The sequence below is a fragment of the Bacillus paramycoides genome, from assembly GCF_001884235.1.
Taxonomy (GTDB): domain Bacteria; phylum Bacillota; class Bacilli; order Bacillales; family Bacillaceae_G; genus Bacillus_A; species Bacillus_A paramycoides.
Window position 1 is genome coordinate 63005 of the sequence record NZ_MAOI01000015.1, and the last position, 15845, is coordinate 78849.

General features: G+C 34.5%; 14 protein-coding genes. 9 read left to right on the top strand and 5 right to left on the bottom strand.

All coding sequences use genetic code 11. The annotated features are described in order from the left end of the window. Positions 1–224: 224 nt before the first annotated feature. On the top strand, positions 225–602 hold the full coding sequence (locus BAU28_RS01805; protein WP_002174816.1) for an ArsR/SmtB family transcription factor: 378 nt from the start codon (positions 225–227) through the stop codon (positions 600–602). 20 nt (positions 603–622) lie between these two features. Further along, positions 623–2983, top strand: a complete 2361-nt coding sequence (locus BAU28_RS01810) for a heavy metal translocating P-type ATPase (RefSeq protein ID WP_071717538.1) — start codon at positions 623–625, stop codon at positions 2981–2983. A gap of 146 nt (positions 2984–3129) precedes the next feature. On the opposite strand, the gene BAU28_RS01815 is transcribed toward BAU28_RS01810, so the two are convergent. Continuing rightward, positions 3130–4593, bottom strand: coding sequence for a nicotinate phosphoribosyltransferase (locus BAU28_RS01815; RefSeq protein ID WP_071717539.1), 1464 nt, complete (start codon positions 4591–4593; stop codon positions 3130–3132). A gap of 199 nt (positions 4594–4792) precedes the next feature. On the opposite strand from BAU28_RS01815, the gene BAU28_RS01820 reads away from it, so the two are divergent. The 3 genes from BAU28_RS01820 (at position 4793) to BAU28_RS01825 (ending at position 8064) form a co-directional block, all read left to right on the top strand. Beyond that, the gene (locus tag BAU28_RS01820; RefSeq protein ID WP_071717540.1) at positions 4793–6052 is read left to right on the top strand and encodes a tetratricopeptide repeat protein; all 1260 of its coding nucleotides are present in this window, start codon (positions 4793–4795) and stop codon (positions 6050–6052) included. A 14-nt stretch (positions 6053–6066) separates the two neighbouring features. After that, a complete protein-coding gene (locus BAU28_RS30200; protein WP_131801197.1) occupies positions 6067–6195 on the top strand; it encodes an NprX family peptide pheromone in 129 nt (42 codons plus the stop codon). 168 nt (positions 6196–6363) lie between these two features. Next, positions 6364–8064 carry a M4 family metallopeptidase gene (locus tag BAU28_RS01825; protein WP_071717541.1) on the top strand — a complete coding sequence of 567 codons (1701 nt, stop codon included), beginning with the start codon at positions 6364–6366 and terminating at the stop codon, positions 8062–8064. Positions 8065–8139: 75 nt separating this feature from the next. On the opposite strand, the gene BAU28_RS01830 is transcribed toward BAU28_RS01825, so the two are convergent. Continuing rightward, positions 8140–8688: a TVP38/TMEM64 family protein gene (locus BAU28_RS01830; RefSeq protein WP_025149772.1), complete on the bottom strand. Its 549-nt coding sequence runs from the start codon at positions 8686–8688 to the stop codon at positions 8140–8142. 462 nt (positions 8689–9150) lie between these two features. Between BAU28_RS01830 and BAU28_RS01835 the strand changes: the two genes are divergently transcribed. Together BAU28_RS01835 and BAU28_RS01840 are read left to right on the top strand one after the other, a co-directional pair. After that, on the top strand, positions 9151–9669 hold the full coding sequence (locus BAU28_RS01835) for an RNase A-like domain-containing lipoprotein (protein ID WP_048370687.1): 519 nt from the start codon (positions 9151–9153) through the stop codon (positions 9667–9669). A gap of 16 nt (positions 9670–9685) precedes the next feature. Continuing rightward, entirely contained in the window at positions 9686–9958 is a 273-nt protein-coding gene (locus BAU28_RS01840) for a hypothetical protein (RefSeq protein ID WP_025149774.1), read from the top strand. Between the two features lie 4 nt (positions 9959–9962). Here the strand turns inward: BAU28_RS01840 and BAU28_RS01845 are convergent, their stop codons facing one another. The 3 genes from BAU28_RS01845 to BAU28_RS01855 all read right to left on the bottom strand — a co-directional run bounded on the left by BAU28_RS01845 (position 9963) and on the right by BAU28_RS01855 (position 13833). After that, entirely contained in the window at positions 9963–11216 is a 1254-nt protein-coding gene (locus BAU28_RS01845) for a VanW family protein (RefSeq protein WP_071717542.1), read from the bottom strand. Between the two features lie 234 nt (positions 11217–11450). After that, positions 11451–12467, bottom strand: coding sequence for an LCP family glycopolymer transferase (locus BAU28_RS01850; protein ID WP_071717543.1), 1017 nt, complete (start codon positions 12465–12467; stop codon positions 11451–11453). 187 nt (positions 12468–12654) lie between these two features. Beyond that, the gene (locus tag BAU28_RS01855) at positions 12655–13833 is read right to left on the bottom strand and encodes a NupC/NupG family nucleoside CNT transporter (protein ID WP_048370693.1); all 1179 of its coding nucleotides are present in this window, start codon (positions 13831–13833) and stop codon (positions 12655–12657) included. Between the two features lie 91 nt (positions 13834–13924). Between BAU28_RS01855 and gloA2 the strand changes: the two genes are divergently transcribed. Together gloA2 and BAU28_RS01865 are read left to right on the top strand one after the other, a co-directional pair. Then, positions 13925–14311 carry an SMU1112c/YaeR family gloxylase I-like metalloprotein gene (gene gloA2 / locus BAU28_RS01860; protein ID WP_025149778.1) on the top strand — a complete coding sequence of 129 codons (387 nt, stop codon included), beginning with the start codon at positions 13925–13927 and terminating at the stop codon, positions 14309–14311. A gap of 108 nt (positions 14312–14419) precedes the next feature. After that, on the top strand, positions 14420–15718 hold the full coding sequence (locus BAU28_RS01865; RefSeq protein WP_048370695.1) for a hemolysin family protein: 1299 nt from the start codon (positions 14420–14422) through the stop codon (positions 15716–15718). Positions 15719–15845: the final 127 nt, after the last annotated feature.

The window sequence follows — 15845 nt, forward strand, 5'->3', positions numbered from 1 at the left end:
GAGAGGGATGTACTCTGGCTGAAAGCTCGGCTTATGGGATATCTCTGTTTGTATGAAGAATACAGCAAATGCGGAGAATATTTATATGCCTATTTTGAAATGTGAACGAAATGTTCAAAAAAATATAGCAGATTTTATTGACACATATGAATAGGCGCTCATATAATGAAAGTATAAGATATATGAATGATTGTTCATATGTTCAATTGAAGAGGTGAGCTATGATGGCTGGAAATAAAGTGGAAGCACAACAAGAAATTTGTTCTCAAACGGTAATTCATGAAGAGGTTATTGATCAAGTAAAAGAAACAATTCCGACGGATGAAAGTTTAAGTAAAGTAGCAGAATTGTTTAAAGTATTAGGTGACCGTACACGTACGAGAATATTACATGCGCTATTTGAAGCTGAAATGTGCGTTTGTGATTTAGCTTATTTATTAGGAATGACACAATCCTCAATTTCGCATCAACTTCGTGTATTAAAACAAGCGAAGCTTGTGAAGAACCGTAAAGAGGGAAAGGTTGTTTATTATTCATTAGCTGACCAGCACGTAATTCATATCTTCGAGCAAGCGTTTGAACACGTAAACGAGGAAGAATAAAAACGTGAGGGGGGAGAACGATGGCAGAAGCATTAGTGAAAAAGAAACTTATGCTAGAAGGTTTAGATTGTGCAAATTGTGCAATGAAAATTGAAAAGGGTGTTGGGAATATAGAAGGAGTAACGTCTTGTTCTGTAAACTTCGTAACAAAGACGATGCTTTTAGAAACACCGCAAAATAAAGAAAATCAAGTTGTTACGGAAGCGAAGCAACTTGTTACAAAATTAGAGCCGCACATTAAAGTGCAAGAAGAGCAAAAAACAAAAGCGGCAAAAGAAGTATTTATATTAGAAGGTTTAGACTGTGCGAATTGTGCAATGAAGATTGAAACGAAGGTAAAAGAAATGCCAACAGTTTCAGAAGCAACTGTTGATTTCGTGTCAAAGAAATTAAGAGTAGAAGTTGCAAATAAACGAGAGCTTGAATCGACTGTACAGGATATAAAAAATGTCGTTCAAAAGTTAGAACCAGATGTAAAAGTTGTTCGTGAAGAGGAAAAAGGACACGATCACGGTCATGATCATGGTGATGGAAATGTGAAAAAGATGATAGGACGATTAGTAGTCGGTGGAATTTTGACAGGGATTGCTGCGTTAGCCGGATTACCGCAAATGATAACAATTCCATTATTCGTCCTTGCGTATTTATTAATTGGCGGAGATATTGTTTGGAGAGCGGTAAGAAACATAACGCGCGGCCAATTGTTTGATGAAAACTTTTTAATGGCAATTGCAACTTTAGGAGCCTTTGCAATTCAGCAATATCCAGAAGCAGTTGCGGTAATGTTATTCTATCAAGTAGGGGAATTGTTCCAAAGTATTGCAGTAAATCGCTCTCGAAAATCAATTACTTCATTAATGGATATTCGTCCTGATTATGCAAATGTGAAAGTTGGAAATGAAACGAAACAAGTATCACCAGAAGATGTACAAATCGGCGATTATATTATCGTGAAACCAGGTGAAAAAGTACCGTTAGATGGAAAAGTAGTCGAGGGAACATCAATGATGGATACTTCAGCGTTAACAGGTGAATCTGTACCGCGTGAAGTAGAAGTTGGTAATGATGTATTAAGTGGTTTTGTAAACCAAAATGGTGTATTAACAATTGAAGTTACAAAAGAGTTCGGTGAATCTACCGTATCGAAAATTTTAGACTTAGTACAAAATGCAAGTAGCAAAAAGGCACCAACAGAAAACTTTATTACGAAGTTTGCACGTTATTACACTCCGGTTGTAGTTATAACAGCGGCGATTATGGCATTTATTCCACCGCTTATTTTAGAAGGTGCTACGTTCTCAGATTGGATTTATAGAGCGCTAGTATTCTTAGTTATCTCGTGTCCATGTGCGCTAGTTGTATCCATTCCTCTTGGCTTCTTTGGAGGTATTGGTGGGGCATCTAAAAGTGGTATTTTAGTAAAAGGAAGTAACTATTTAGAGGCATTGAATGATGTGAAATATATCGTTTTTGATAAAACAGGAACATTAACAAAAGGTGTCTTTAAAGTTACAAAAATGGAGCCGAGTGAAGGTACTACAAGTGAAGAACTTTTAGAGTATGCAGCGTTTGCTGAAGTGTATTCAAATCATCCGATTGCACAATCTATTCGAACTGCATATGGAAAATCAATCGATGAAAATAGCATTGAAGACTATAGTGAAATTTCTGGTCATGGTACGGTTGTAAAAGTAAAAGGAAAAGAAATTTTCGCAGGTAATGCCAAATTAATGAGAAAAGAAAACATTACATTTAAGCAACCAGATACAGTAGGTACACTAGTTCATGTTGCTGTAAATGGTAAATATGCAGGTTATATTGTTATCTCTGATGAGGTAAAAGAGGATTCAAAACAAGCCATTCAAAAGTTAAAAGAATTAGGTATTAAGAAGACAGTCATGTTAACTGGTGATGCAAAACCAGTTGGTGAAGCTGTTGGTAAGGAATTAGGATTAGACGAAGTTCATGCAGAATTATTACCACAACAAAAAGTAGAAGAAATCGAAAAAATTGATGCAGCAAAACACGGGAAAGAAAAGGTTGCTTTCGTTGGTGATGGTATTAACGATACACCAGTATTAGCACGAGCGGACGTTGGTATTGCGATGGGTGGTTTAGGATCAGATGCGGCGATTGAAGCTGCTGATATCGTTATTATGACTGATGAACCTTCAAAAATCGCAACAGCTGTAAAAATTGCAAAACGTACACGTAGTATTGTATGGCAAAATATTATATTTGCATTAGGGATAAAAGGGGTAGTGTTATTACTTGGCGCATTTGGTATTGCAACAATGTGGGAAGCGGTCTTCTCAGATGTTGGTGTGACATTACTTGCAGTTTTAAATGCAATGCGTGTACTGAGAGTGAAAGATTTATAAAAATAAGAGAGGGCGCGATTACGCCCTCTCTTATTTTTAGTCTTAGCTATTTTGTTGAAAATGAATCTTGATAAAATAATAACAAGTATTATTTTAATATATTTTATATGGTGTTAAGAAAACAGAGAAGGGGGAAACTTCTCTGTTTATTTTTGTATATTTTTCGCAACCTTTTCTCGAACAGTTTGAATGTAATCCATTTTATGATCCCAACATTCTTGGCTTAAATCTACAGGGTACTCTTCGGGATTTAAAGTTCGCATATATTCTTCCCAAAATAGTGCGAGACTGTTTTCATTATATCTTTGAATATCTAATATGTTTGGTAGTTCATACGCTCTTTTACCGTTAACGAAAATGTCTTTATGCAATTCGCGTGCTTCAAAGTTGGTTACGAATTTACTTATATATGTATGAACAGGATGAAACATTTTTAAACGTTCTTCTTTTCCGGGTTCTTCAGAATCTAAAGCAATATAATCGCCCTCTGCATGATCGTTAACTCGATTGATAATACGATAAATTCGTTTAAGTCCTGGAGTTGTAATTTTTTCAGGATTAGATGAAATCTTAATCGTATCATTTAATTTTCCGTCAGCATCTTCAATGGCAACTAGTTTGTAGACAGCGCCTAATGCTGGCTGTTCAAAGGAGGTGATTAGTTTTGTACCAACACCCCATACATCAATTTTTGCCCCTTGAGATTTCAAGTGCATAATCGTATATTCATCTAAATCACTAGAAGCGATAATTTTTGTGTTTGTAAATCCAGCTGCATCAAGTAGTTTTCTTGCTTCTTTTGATAAATAAGCCATATCACCACTATCAAGGCGAATACCATAAAAATCGATACGATCCCCGAACTCTTTTGCAACACGAATCGCATTTGGGACACCGGATTTCAATGTGTCGTATGTATCGACAAGAAATACACATTTTTTATGTGTTTCAGCATATTTTTTAAACGCAACATATTCATCGCGATATGCTTGAACGAAAGAGTGGGCATGTGTGCCAGCTACAGGAATGCCGAAGCGTTTTCCAGCCCGAACGTTACTTGTAGAAGAAAACCCGCCAATAAAGGCAGCGCGTGTCCCCCAAAGAGCAGCATCGAACTCATGAGCGCGCCTTGTACCAAACTCTAAAAGTTCATCATTATTTGCAGCGTGCTTCATACGTGCGGCTTTTGTAGCAATCAATGTTTGGTAATTTACAATGTTTAAGAGGGCGGTTTCAATGATTTGTGCCTCGCCGAGCGGTGCATCAACACGTAATAAAGGTTCGTTATTAAAAACAACTTCACCTTCTTGCATACTACGAACCGTTCCAGTGAATTTCATATTTTGTAAATAATGAAGGAAGTCTTCTTCAAATTGTAGCTCTGCTAAATAAGCGAGATCGCTTTCGGTAAAGCTGAAGTTTTCTATGTACGCTACAATTTTCTCAAGACCAGCAAAAACAGCATAGCCGTTTTCAAATGGAAGCTTTCGAAAGTATAAATCAAAAACAGAACGGCGATTATGAATACCATCTTTCCAATATGTATAAGCCATGTTGATTTGATATAAATCTGTATGTAAGGCGTAACTATCGTCTTTATAATGATTCATTGCGAAAACACCTCCGTAATTTGGTTATAGTATACCAATTTTCCCCCTTTCGTAGCAAAGAAGTAGTATGGGTTTGAAGTCAAGAGAGAAAAAAATGAAATAATGCATATTTTTTAGAAAATTTACATTTATCAATTTATATTTCTCTAGATTTTATGTATTATTAGAGTAATGGGGGTAATGAGAATGGAGGAGGACAATGCAACAAACATTAGAAAAAATAGGCAAGCAAGTTTTTTATAAACGGCTACAGCAAAAAATGACACAAGAAGAATTATGTCAGGGCATTTGTTCTGTCTCATACTTAAGTAAGATCGAAAATGGAAAGATAGAAGCATCAGAAGAGATTCTACAATTGCTCTGCACGAGACTAGAAATTGCCGTGACGGATTTGAGAGATGTAGAAGAAGATGTGAAAGTGAAGTTGGATGAGTGGTTGAATGCACTAATTCATTTGGACAAGCAGCAGGTAGAACGCATATATGAAGAGTTACAAGGTGAAATGCAGCATGTTTTAGATTTTGAAATTATAAATTATTATAAACTGCTTTATACACGTTATTTAATTATGAAAAGGGACCTATCAGCTCTGGAAGAGGAATTGGATAGATTGAAAAAGGTGTATAAGAAATATTCACCATTTCAAAAAATGCTTTATACGTATAGTAGGGCTTTGTTATATTCTTTGCAGTATAAATATACACAGGCCTTGGAGTACTTGCTGAAAACGGAAACTATGGCGAAAGAACTAGGTTATTATGAAACGGGAATATATTATAATTTAGCACTCACATATAGTCAGATGGAAATAGACCACATGACTTTATACTTTGCAAATGTTGCATTAGAAGGTTTTAAGAGTGAATATAAGTTTAGAAATATAATTAATTGTCAATTTCTAATTGCATTTAGTTATACTAGAAAAAAACAATATAATGAGGCAATGGAAATCTATAATCATATTTTAAGGGAAGCGAATTCTTTTGCGGATAAAGATAATATTATGTCAATTGCTTTAAATAATATTGGCTATTTGTATTACCGACAAAAGAATTATGCGAAGGCGAAAGAGTATTATATAGAGTGCCTGAAATATAAAAAAGAAGAAGATATGAATTATATTGATGCTATGTATGAGCTTTCCTTACAATGTATTCAATTAGGAGAGTTTGAAGAAGCGAAAAAATGGATTGAAACAGGTATTTTGGCTGCAAGGAAAGATGAAAGATACAAGGGAATGCTATATTTACTATTAAGTTTACAATATAAGTATTTTGAAAAAAGGGATGCCTATAAGAGATTTTTAGAAACAGAGGTAGTTCCTTTCTTTAAAGCTGAAAACAATATAAAAGATTTAAAAACTATATACTTAGAGCTAGCGGAATACTTAGAAGAATTTGGGGATTTTAAAGAAAGTAATTATTATTATAAGTTAGCAATAAAATTATTAGAAGAATAAGAAGGAGTGAGATTATGAAGAAGTTTATCGCAGGGACATTTGTGATTATGGCAATTGCAGCAATAGTATTAGATATTCAGTATGCTTGGAAACCAGACGTTCTTGGTCAAGAAGCTAAAACAGTTCAACAAATTAATTCATAATAAAGAAACCCCTTTCCAAACGGAAAGGGGTTTCTCAATATTTGCTCCCTAAAATTCTACAAAACTTGAGAAAATAATTAATTGAATTTTTAGTATATTAATAGTGAAAACATAATGCTAATATAAAATTACTCTTTTTCAAAAATTTTTTATTAGGGGGAAGGTTATATGAAAAAGAAGAGTTTAGCATTAGTTTTAGCGGCAGGAATGGCAGTTACAACGTTTGGAGGGACAGGCTCTGCGTTTGCAGATTCTAAAAATGTGCTCTCTACGAAGAAGTACAACGAGACAGTGCAGTCACCTGAGTTTATTTCTGGTGATCTAACTGGAGCAACTGGAAATAAAGCGGAATCTGTCGTGTTTGATTACTTAAATGCGGCAAAAGGTGATTATAAGCTAGGGGAAAAGAGTGCTCAAGATTCTTTCAAAGTGAAACAAGTGAAAAAAGACTCTGTAACTGATTCAACAGTAGTACGTATGCAACAAGTTTATGAGGGAGTACCTGTATGGGGGTCTACTCAAGTAGCTCACGTAAGTAAGGATGGTTCTTTAAAAGTATTGTCTGGAACAGTTGCGCCTGATTTGGACAAGAAGGACAAGTTAAAAAATAAGAATAAGATTGAAGGCGCAAAAGCAATTGAAATCGCGCAACAAGATTTAGGAGTAACACCGAAGTATGAAGTGGAGCCAAAAGCGGACTTATATGTATATCAAAATGGTGAAGAAACAACGTATGCATACGTTGTAAACTTGAACTTCTTAGATCCAAGTCCAGGAAACTACTACTATTTCATTGAAGCAGAAAGCGGAAAAGTGTTAAATAAATACAATACAATTGATCATGTGACCAATGATGATAAGTCACCAGTTAAACAAGATGCTCCTAAACAGGATGCGAAAGCGGTTGTAAAGCCTGTTACAGGAACGAATAAAGTGGGAACAGGTATTGGAGTGTTAGGTGATACGAAGTCGCTTAATACAACGTTATCTGGGTCATCTTACTACTTACAAGATAATACGCGCGGAGCAACGATTTTCACATATGATGCGAAAAACCGTTCAACATTACCAGGAACGTTATGGGCAGATGCAGATAATGTTTTCAATGCAAAATATGATACAGCGGCAGTAGATGCACATTACTATGCGGGTATCACGTATGATTATTATAAAAATACGTTTAATCGTAACTCTATTAATGATGCCGGTGCACCATTGAAATCAACGGTTCATTATGGAAGTAACTACAATAACGCCTTCTGGAACGGTTCGCAAATGGTGTATGGTGATGGAGATGGTGTAACATTTACTTCATTATCTGGTGGAATTGATGTTATTGGTCATGAATTAACACATGCTGTTACGGAAAATAGCTCAAATTTAATTTATCAAAATGAATCAGGAGCGTTAAATGAAGCAGTTTCTGATATTTTTGGTACATTAGTAGAGTTTTATGATAACCGTAACCCAGATTGGGAGATTGGTGAAGATATTTACACGCCTGGTAAAGCAGGAGATGCACTTCGCTCTATGAGCGATCCAACGAAATATGGTGATCCAGATCATTATTCTAAGCGTTATACTGGCACTAGTGATAACGGTGGAGTTCATACAAACAGCGGTATTATTAATAAAGAAGCTTATTTATTAGCAAATGGTGGTACACATTACGGTGTAACTGTAAATGGTATCGGAAAAGATAAATTAGGTGCAATTTACTACCGTGCAAATACACAGTATTTCACGCAATCTACTACATTTAGTCAAGCTCGTGCTGGCTTAGTACAAGCTGCAGCTGATTTATATGGTGCGAATTCTGCTGAAGTAACAGCAGTTAAGCAATCATTTAGTGCTGTTGGTGTAAACTAAGATACTTCTATTCGTAAGAGATATGTATTAATAGAATATACTTCAAAAAATAAAGAAGGAGCCTATGCTCCTTCTTTATTTTTTTCTCCATTTTTTCCACAAATAAAATAATCCGATACAACCTGCGATTGTTACAATCCACTTCGCTTCATTTGTTCCATTCATAACTTGGTATGCCGAATATACTTCGATCAATAAGGCCGGTATTTTCCCTATTGTACTGGCGATACTGAAGGAGAGTAATGACATATTCCCTAGAGCTGCAAATAAAGTGACGATGCTTGATGGAATGAAAGGTATCAACCGAAACGATAGAACGAGTAGGAAGGCTTCTTTACCTTCTACATAAAGGAGGCGTTCTACTTGTGGGTACTTATTTACTTTATTGTGAGTGAATTTTTGAAGGCCTAAGCGATAAATATAAAACGAGATAATAGCTCCTAACGCTTCGCCAACGATTGAAATAATAGTTCCGTTAGTTAAACCGAAAAGCTGTATGTTAATAGCGGTCAAAAAGATGCTTGGAATAACCCCTAATAAGCTAATAACAACATTGATTAAGAGACTAAGTGGTATTGCAATTGAGTAATATTCCATTAAGAAGTTTTGAATCGTTTCTGCCATAGTTATAAGATCCTTTATCTTTTTTTGCATTACACCATATTTCTATAGTATAGGCAAGTGGAAATTTACATAATATAGATATTTGTTGATAGAACACCACTAGTATACCTTATAAGGGTATTGGGTATATGAAATGAGGGGTATATTTATTGGTTTTATAAAGTTTGAATAAATCCTTTGAATAAAGGAATTATCGAGTGTATATAGGGTAGATTTTTTTGGGAAATAATTTGAAATTTAGTGGGGTATATTTTAAAAAAAGTGCAAAAACGTTGGATTTGATGAAATTAGGCCAGTGAGTTTAGAAAATGAATGAGAAATTGTAAAAAAGTACAATTGTGTAGTAAAGATGTGGTTTAGTATGTATAGAAATAAGTGTAGATATTTAAAATTTGCATGTTTTTTCTATGCGAAATTGACTTTTAATGAAGTTACGATAATAATCATGGAAGAGGTGATATGATGAAACGAATAAGCAGTCTTTTCTTGAGTAGTTTATTGGCATTCATGCTGATCTTAAGTGGATGTGCAGGAAAAGAACAAAAAACAGAGAAACAAACAGGGAATCAAGCTACGTCAGTAGAGAAAATTAGTGATAATATTTTAGATGAAATGGAAGGGCCACCTAAAAATGGTCATACGATTGAAAGGCATGTAGGCAAATCAGAAGAGGATTTGAAGAATCGTTTGAAGACAGATAAAGTATCAGCAGCAAGTACATACTACGATAAAGAAACAGCGACGAAAGCTGTAAAAGATAGTTTGAAGCAACACGATAAAGAAATTCAGGACTGGTTAAAAAACTCTAAAGAAGCTCGTCTTGTATTGAATACAACTCATTCATTCCCGGTTGGAAAAACGGTAATAAAGAAAAATATGAGTGTAAAAGACAAACTAGTAAAGACTGTAACTGTTTTAGCGAGAGATAAGTCAGGGGAATTAGGATTTAAGATTGTTACTTCTTATCCATCTGACAAATAAGAAGGGGGGAGTAAACATGTATACGACATTACAATACTTTCTCAAATCGTATTGTACGTTAAGCATCCATGAGAATGAAATAGTAAGTGTGATGGAAGAGTTTTTAGAACAAGAAGAAGAAGAAATTGTTTCGAAATTACGAGACGAATTATTATATATGAAGAAAAAGAACGCGTGGGAAGAAGCCTGCGTACTAGCTGCGAAGCAAGGAAATCGTATGTGGTCTTTAGAAGAAACGAAAGATCATCTTGAAAGTTTTATACTATTATTGCAAAAGAAAAAGGCGTGAGTAATCACGTCTTTTTATATACGCTTTTTGAAATTTGTCCATTTGAGATTACTTCACCGTTTTGTGTTACTTTTTTATATGTCACAGCCGTAATTTTATCGCCAGTCTCACTAATCACTTTAGAAGAAACGTCCACATCTTTCCCAGTAGCTGTACCGAAAATGCGTGCAGTAATACTACCTCCATTTGAAAAGGCTTGAATGTAAATATAATTCCCAGTATTGTTTTTAAATTTTAAATCAGGTCCATAATCTGCCACTGCTGCATCTTGGCCAAGTGGTAAGTAATGTACAGGCATAGAATGGTTGCTTCGAGCTACAATTCCTAAGTCAGCTCTTAAAGCTGCGCTATATAATGTGCTACTTACTTGGCAAACTCCCCCGCCAGCACTTTGTATAACTTTACCTTGCAAGTATACAGCTGCGGATTTATACCCATGTGCAGCATCAGTTACGCCAACGCGTCCGTTAAAACTAAATGTTTCATCAGGTGCTACAATAGCTCCACTTAAAGTATTAGCTGACTTATTTACGTTAAAAGATTGACTTCCATTACGGCCAGCCATTGGAGTAGAATATTCAGCAATGACTTCTTTAATCCCCATTTTCTGTATATCTTCTGTAGACCGTTCTGGTTTTATTAGTGTAACCGGTAATAAAACATCTGATTTACCAGTAGTAATAGCTTGCTTCGTTAAATCAGTTAATTTTCCTTTATCAATTTTTTCCCCATTTTGACTTTGACTAATATTTACTGTTGAACCTTCCACACTTAATTCTGCATTAACAGGATTTTTTAATGTTTCATTATATTTATCTTTTATAAAGGCTTCATAAGCTGTTGTATTTAATTGTGGTGTTAATTTATAGTCGCGTTTTATTTCTCCATTTTCAGCTTGCTTGCGCATTTTGTAACGATTCATTACGGTTCCTTCTTGTTCTTTAAAGATTTTGTCGACAATATCTTTCTCTTTATAATCGATCCCTAAATCTTTCCATGTGTAAGTTTGTTTATCGTTTTGGAATGAGTAGTTAAGAGATTTTTGATTTAATTCATTCACCTTTTGATTAACAATTTCTTGTATATCTGCTTTATTTTTTCCATCAAGAGAAATACCTTCAAATGTAGTGTTTGGTAGTGCAGTTGTATCTAATTGATTATTTAGTTTGGATACATATTGATATCCACCAACGCCACCTACACAAAGTAATATGCCACCAGCAATAGCGGAGCCGATTAGTATTTTGCTTAGCTTCATTTATTTCCCCCCAGAAATTTATGTATAAATATATGTATTACATTTTTTGTATAAAAATGATGAAAATAACATTATGTATGTACTAGTATACTATTATTTTTACTGTGTGTGTAATGTTTTCATAAAAAACGTTACACTGTTGTAATAATTGTCTCTTTTTGTCACAATATGCATGCGAAATATGTTGAAAGTTATAATAAAAAGGCTGCTTAGAAAAATCTAGCAGCCTTTTTATTATAATTTTTTATGCTCATTTTTATTCGTAACACCAAGATGTTCTTGTAGTGTTGTCGATATATCCTGAACGCTTTTTTCGTTCGGAACGTAATAATAAATACCACCTATATATTTATCAGTACCTTCTACTTGTAGCTTATCCATTTTTAATTTTGAATCCATTGAATTTTTGGCAATAGCCATCATATCATCAAAAGCTAAATTTGTTTTTAAGTCGTTATCGACAGCATCTAATAAGCTTCCGATTTTATTAATGGAATTGAGCGATAGTGCTTTTTCGGCAATAGCTTCCAAAACAAGTTGTTGTCGTTGACCACGCATATAATCACTATCAATATGACGAGTTCTAGCTAGTGCAAGTGCTTCTTCTCCATTTAAATGTTGGCGTCCTTTTTTGAGGTGAATAGCATTTGCTTCGTCGCTACTATTTTGTTCTGTGAACTCAACTGGAACGTCGACAGTAATACCTCCAAGGGAATCAACAATATTGATAAAGGATTTGAAATTAAATTTTACATAGTAATCCACTGGAACATCTAAAAAATTTTCCACTGTATCAATTGTACTGTCTACACCACCAAATACGTGTGCATGTGTAATTTTATCATATTTATCACGTGATTTAATGTAAACACGTGAGTCACGTGGAATGCTGACAAGTTTAACGGATTTATCATTTTTATTAATTGTTGCAAGTAATAAAGCGTCCGTACGAGTTGCTTTTCCGTAATCTTTTTCCCTGATATCACTTTCATCTACACCCATGATAAGAACAGAAATATTGTCAGTCATAGGTTTAACAGCTTTTTCACGTTTGCTGGATTTATCTCCTCGGCCCAATTCAGAATAGGCGTTGCTTAAGACGGATTTTGCTTTACTATATATGTGGAAGGAGTAACCTCCTGCTCCCATCGCTACAATAAGTAATGGAATAAGAATGAACCAAAGTAGGCGTTTTTTCTTTGAACGCCCTTTTGTGGCTCGAGTTTCTTTGTTCATGTCGGATTTCATCATTTTTTCTCCTTTAAAACAATCAAAGTGTATACATCTAGAAGCGTATTAAAACACATAAAAAAATATTGTACGCTAAATAAAAGGGATTGTACATGTATAAAAAATAGATGTCTTGATTATTTATAAGACACCTATTCGTTATTGTATACAAAAGATAAGAATAAGAAAATGATAAAATTTTACCTAATTACAGCATAATACTTACAATAATCGCAGATAAAATACTAACAAGAGTAGCTCCGTATAATAATTTTAGACCAAATCGGGCAACGACATTTCCTTGTTCTTCGTTTAACCCTTTTACCGCACCTGAGATAATTCCAATGGAAGAGAAGTTGGCAAAAGAAACGAGGAAGACAGAAATAATACCAACTGTACGGATAGAGAGAGTACTGGAAATTTTGCTAAGATCCATCATTGCTACGAATTCATTTGTTACAAGTTTAGTTGCCATAATGCTACCAGCTGTGACAATTTCAGAACTTGGTACGCCGATAAGGAATGCGATTGGAGCGAATACATAACCTATTAGTTGTTGGAAAGTAATGCCGAATATAACGAGGAATAGGTCATTAATGCAACTCATTAATGCGACGAATCCAATAAGCATAGCGCCGACGACAATTGCTACGCGAAAACCATCGAGGATGTATTCTCCAAGCATTTCAAAAAAGCTTTGCTTTTCACCTTTTATTTCCAAAATATCTTCATCATCGTTAACGTCATAGGGGTTAATAATGAGTACGATAATAAAACCGCTAAATAAATTGAGAACGAGTGCGGTTACTACATATTTTGGTTCAATCATCGTCATATAGGCACCGACAATGGACATAGATACTGTGGACATAGCAGAGGCGCAAAGTGTATAAAGTCGATGTTTTGGGATTTGAGCTAATTGTTTTTTTACCGTAATAAAAACTTCTGATTGACCGACAATAGCAGAAGCGATGGCATTGTAAGATTCTAATTTCCCAAGACCATTTATTTTACTGAGAAAGAAACCAATCCAATGAATAAAGAATGGCAGTATTTTGAAATGTTGTAATATACCAATTAAGACGGAAATAAAGACAATTGGTAATAACACGTTAAGGAAAAATGGCATTTCTCCTTTGTTTGCAAGACCGCCAAATACAAAGTTTATACCGGATGCAGCGTAGTCGAGTAACTTTGTAAATAAATTAGAAATTATCGTAATAAGTACGAGGCCGATTTCTGTATTTAATAATAAATAGGTTAAAATTAACTGTATAATAAGCATGATGAAAATTGGTTTGAATTTAATATGTTTTTTATTGTTACTAGCAATATAGGCAAGGAAAAAAATAACGATAAGTCCGACGAAAAAAGTGATAAATTTCATAATAAGCCCCCTAAAAGAGATATTCTGATATATATGTTTTTCAATTAAAGGGAGAATATGCATGTTTAGTAAAGAGAGGAATAAAAGAATCATGAACATATGTAGAGTACATCACGTTGCAATTATTTGTTCGAATTATGAAGTGTCAAAGGATTTTTATACGAGAATATTAGGTTTTAAAGCGATAAATGAAGTATACAGAAAGGAACGAAATTCTTATAAGTTAGATTTATGTGTAGGAGAAGAGTATCAAATTGAATTATTTTCATTCCAAAGTCCACCGAAGCGTCAAAGCTTTCCAGAGGCCGCTGGACTTAGACATTTAGCCTTTGCTGTTACTGATATAGAAGAAGCTGTTAAACATTTAAATCAATGCGGGGTTGAGACAGAATTGATACGTGTTGATGAAATAACGGGAAAAAAATTCGTCTTTTTCCAAGACCCCGACAGTTTACCATTAGAACTGTATGAAAGCTGAAAATTGGTGAATTTTATATGGGGTTGCTTTCAAGTAAATGAAGAAACTAAAGTGAAACTTCTTTTTTAAAGGAGGTGTAACTTTAGCTAAGAAAGCTAAAGGACATACGTGGATATTTTAAAATTATTGATGGTAGCTATTCTTATAGCATTAACAGGTTTCTTTGTTGCTATAGAATTTGCAATTATAAAGGTACGTAGCAGTCGTATCGATCAACTTGTTATTGAAAAAAGACGAGGAGCATTAGCAGCTAAAAAAGTAACTTCAAATTTAGATGAATATTTATCGGCATGTCAGCTAGGTATTACGATTACTGCTTTAGGGCTTGGGTGGTTAGGAGAGCCGACGATTAAACATTTACTCGAACCACTGTTTTTTAAAATGCATCTATCTTCCGCAATTGCAAGTACGATTTCATTTATTATTGCATTTGCAGTTATTACATTTTTACATGTTGTCATTGGTGAACTTGCTCCAAAGACGTTCGCTATCCAAAAAGCAGAGCAAGTTAGTTTATTATTAGCACAACCGCTTATTTATTTTTACCGGGTTATGTATCCATTTATATGGACTTTAAATGGCTCTGCCCGACTTGTGACAGGCTTATTTGGCTTACATCCTGCTTCTGAACATGAAGTAGCGCATTCAGAAGAGGAACTAAGATTAATCTTATCTGAAAGTTATGAGAGTGGTGAGATTAATCAAACAGAATTTAAATATGTAAATAACATCTTTGAATTCGATAATAGAGTAGCAAAGGAAATTATGGTACCTCGTACTGAAGTTGTTGGTCTATATGAGGATGAGCCATTTGAGACACATATTAAAGTAATCGCACAAGAAAAGTACACGAGATATCCTGTACTTGGTGAAGATAAAGATGAAATTATTGGGATGGTTAATGTAAAGGACTTATTTATTCGTTATATGGATGGGAATCGAGATGAAGAGTGCTCAATTACACCGTATACACGGCCGGTTATTGAAGTGTTAGAAAATATCCCGATTCATGATTTATTATTACAAATGCAAAGAAGGCGAATACCACTAGCTGTATTATATGATGAATATGGTGGTACAGCAGGGATTGTCACACTAGAAGATATCTTAGAGGAAATTGTTGGAGAAATCCGAGATGAATACGATGAAGATGAGGCTCCACCTATAGAACATATAAGTGAAGTATGTAAAATCGTAGAGGGGAAAGTACTTATTAGCGAAGTAAATGATTTATTTGGTATACATCTAGTCGCGGATGATGTTGATACAATTGGTGGTTGGATTATGATGCAAAAGCAAATCGTTGCTGAGGGGGACATTATTGAGAAACATGGCATTCAGTTCAAAGTTCTTGAAAAGGATATGCATCAAATTAAGCGAGTGGAAATAAAGAAAATAGAGGAATGAATGGGCTTTCTATCATGTAGCCTTTAATAAAAGGGATATATAGAAAATTAAATGTTTGCGCTTTCAAAAAAGGTGCTATATAGTGAAGGTGGATGATGAAGAATTCTTCTTATAATACTCGTATTTT

Excerpts from the sequence above, each read along its gene's own strand:
- BAU28_RS01805 (WP_002174816.1), top strand. The coding sequence starts at position 225 with ATGGCTGGAAATAAAGTGGAAGCACAACAAGAAATTTGTTCTCAAACG.
- BAU28_RS01810 (WP_071717538.1), top strand. The coding sequence starts at position 623 with ATGGCAGAAGCATTAGTGAAAAAGAAACTTATGCTAGAAGGTTTAGAT.
- BAU28_RS01815 (WP_071717539.1), bottom strand. The coding sequence starts at position 4,593 with ATGAATCATTATAAAGACGATAGTTACGCCTTACATACAGATTTATAT.
- BAU28_RS01820 (WP_071717540.1), top strand. The coding sequence starts at position 4,793 with ATGCAACAAACATTAGAAAAAATAGGCAAGCAAGTTTTTTATAAACGG.
- BAU28_RS30200 (WP_131801197.1), top strand. The coding sequence starts at position 6,067 with ATGAAGAAGTTTATCGCAGGGACATTTGTGATTATGGCAATTGCAGCA.
- BAU28_RS01825 (WP_071717541.1), top strand. The coding sequence starts at position 6,364 with ATGAAAAAGAAGAGTTTAGCATTAGTTTTAGCGGCAGGAATGGCAGTT.
- BAU28_RS01830 (WP_025149772.1), bottom strand. The coding sequence starts at position 8,688 with ATGGCAGAAACGATTCAAAACTTCTTAATGGAATATTACTCAATTGCA.
- BAU28_RS01835 (WP_048370687.1), top strand. The coding sequence starts at position 9,151 with ATGAAACGAATAAGCAGTCTTTTCTTGAGTAGTTTATTGGCATTCATG.
- BAU28_RS01840 (WP_025149774.1), top strand. The coding sequence starts at position 9,686 with ATGTATACGACATTACAATACTTTCTCAAATCGTATTGTACGTTAAGC.
- BAU28_RS01845 (WP_071717542.1), bottom strand. The coding sequence starts at position 11,216 with ATGAAGCTAAGCAAAATACTAATCGGCTCCGCTATTGCTGGTGGCATA.
- BAU28_RS01850 (WP_071717543.1), bottom strand. The coding sequence starts at position 12,467 with ATGATGAAATCCGACATGAACAAAGAAACTCGAGCCACAAAAGGGCGT.
- BAU28_RS01855 (WP_048370693.1), bottom strand. The coding sequence starts at position 13,833 with ATGAAATTTATCACTTTTTTCGTCGGACTTATCGTTATTTTTTTCCTT.
- gloA2 (WP_025149778.1), top strand. The coding sequence starts at position 13,925 with ATGAACATATGTAGAGTACATCACGTTGCAATTATTTGTTCGAATTAT.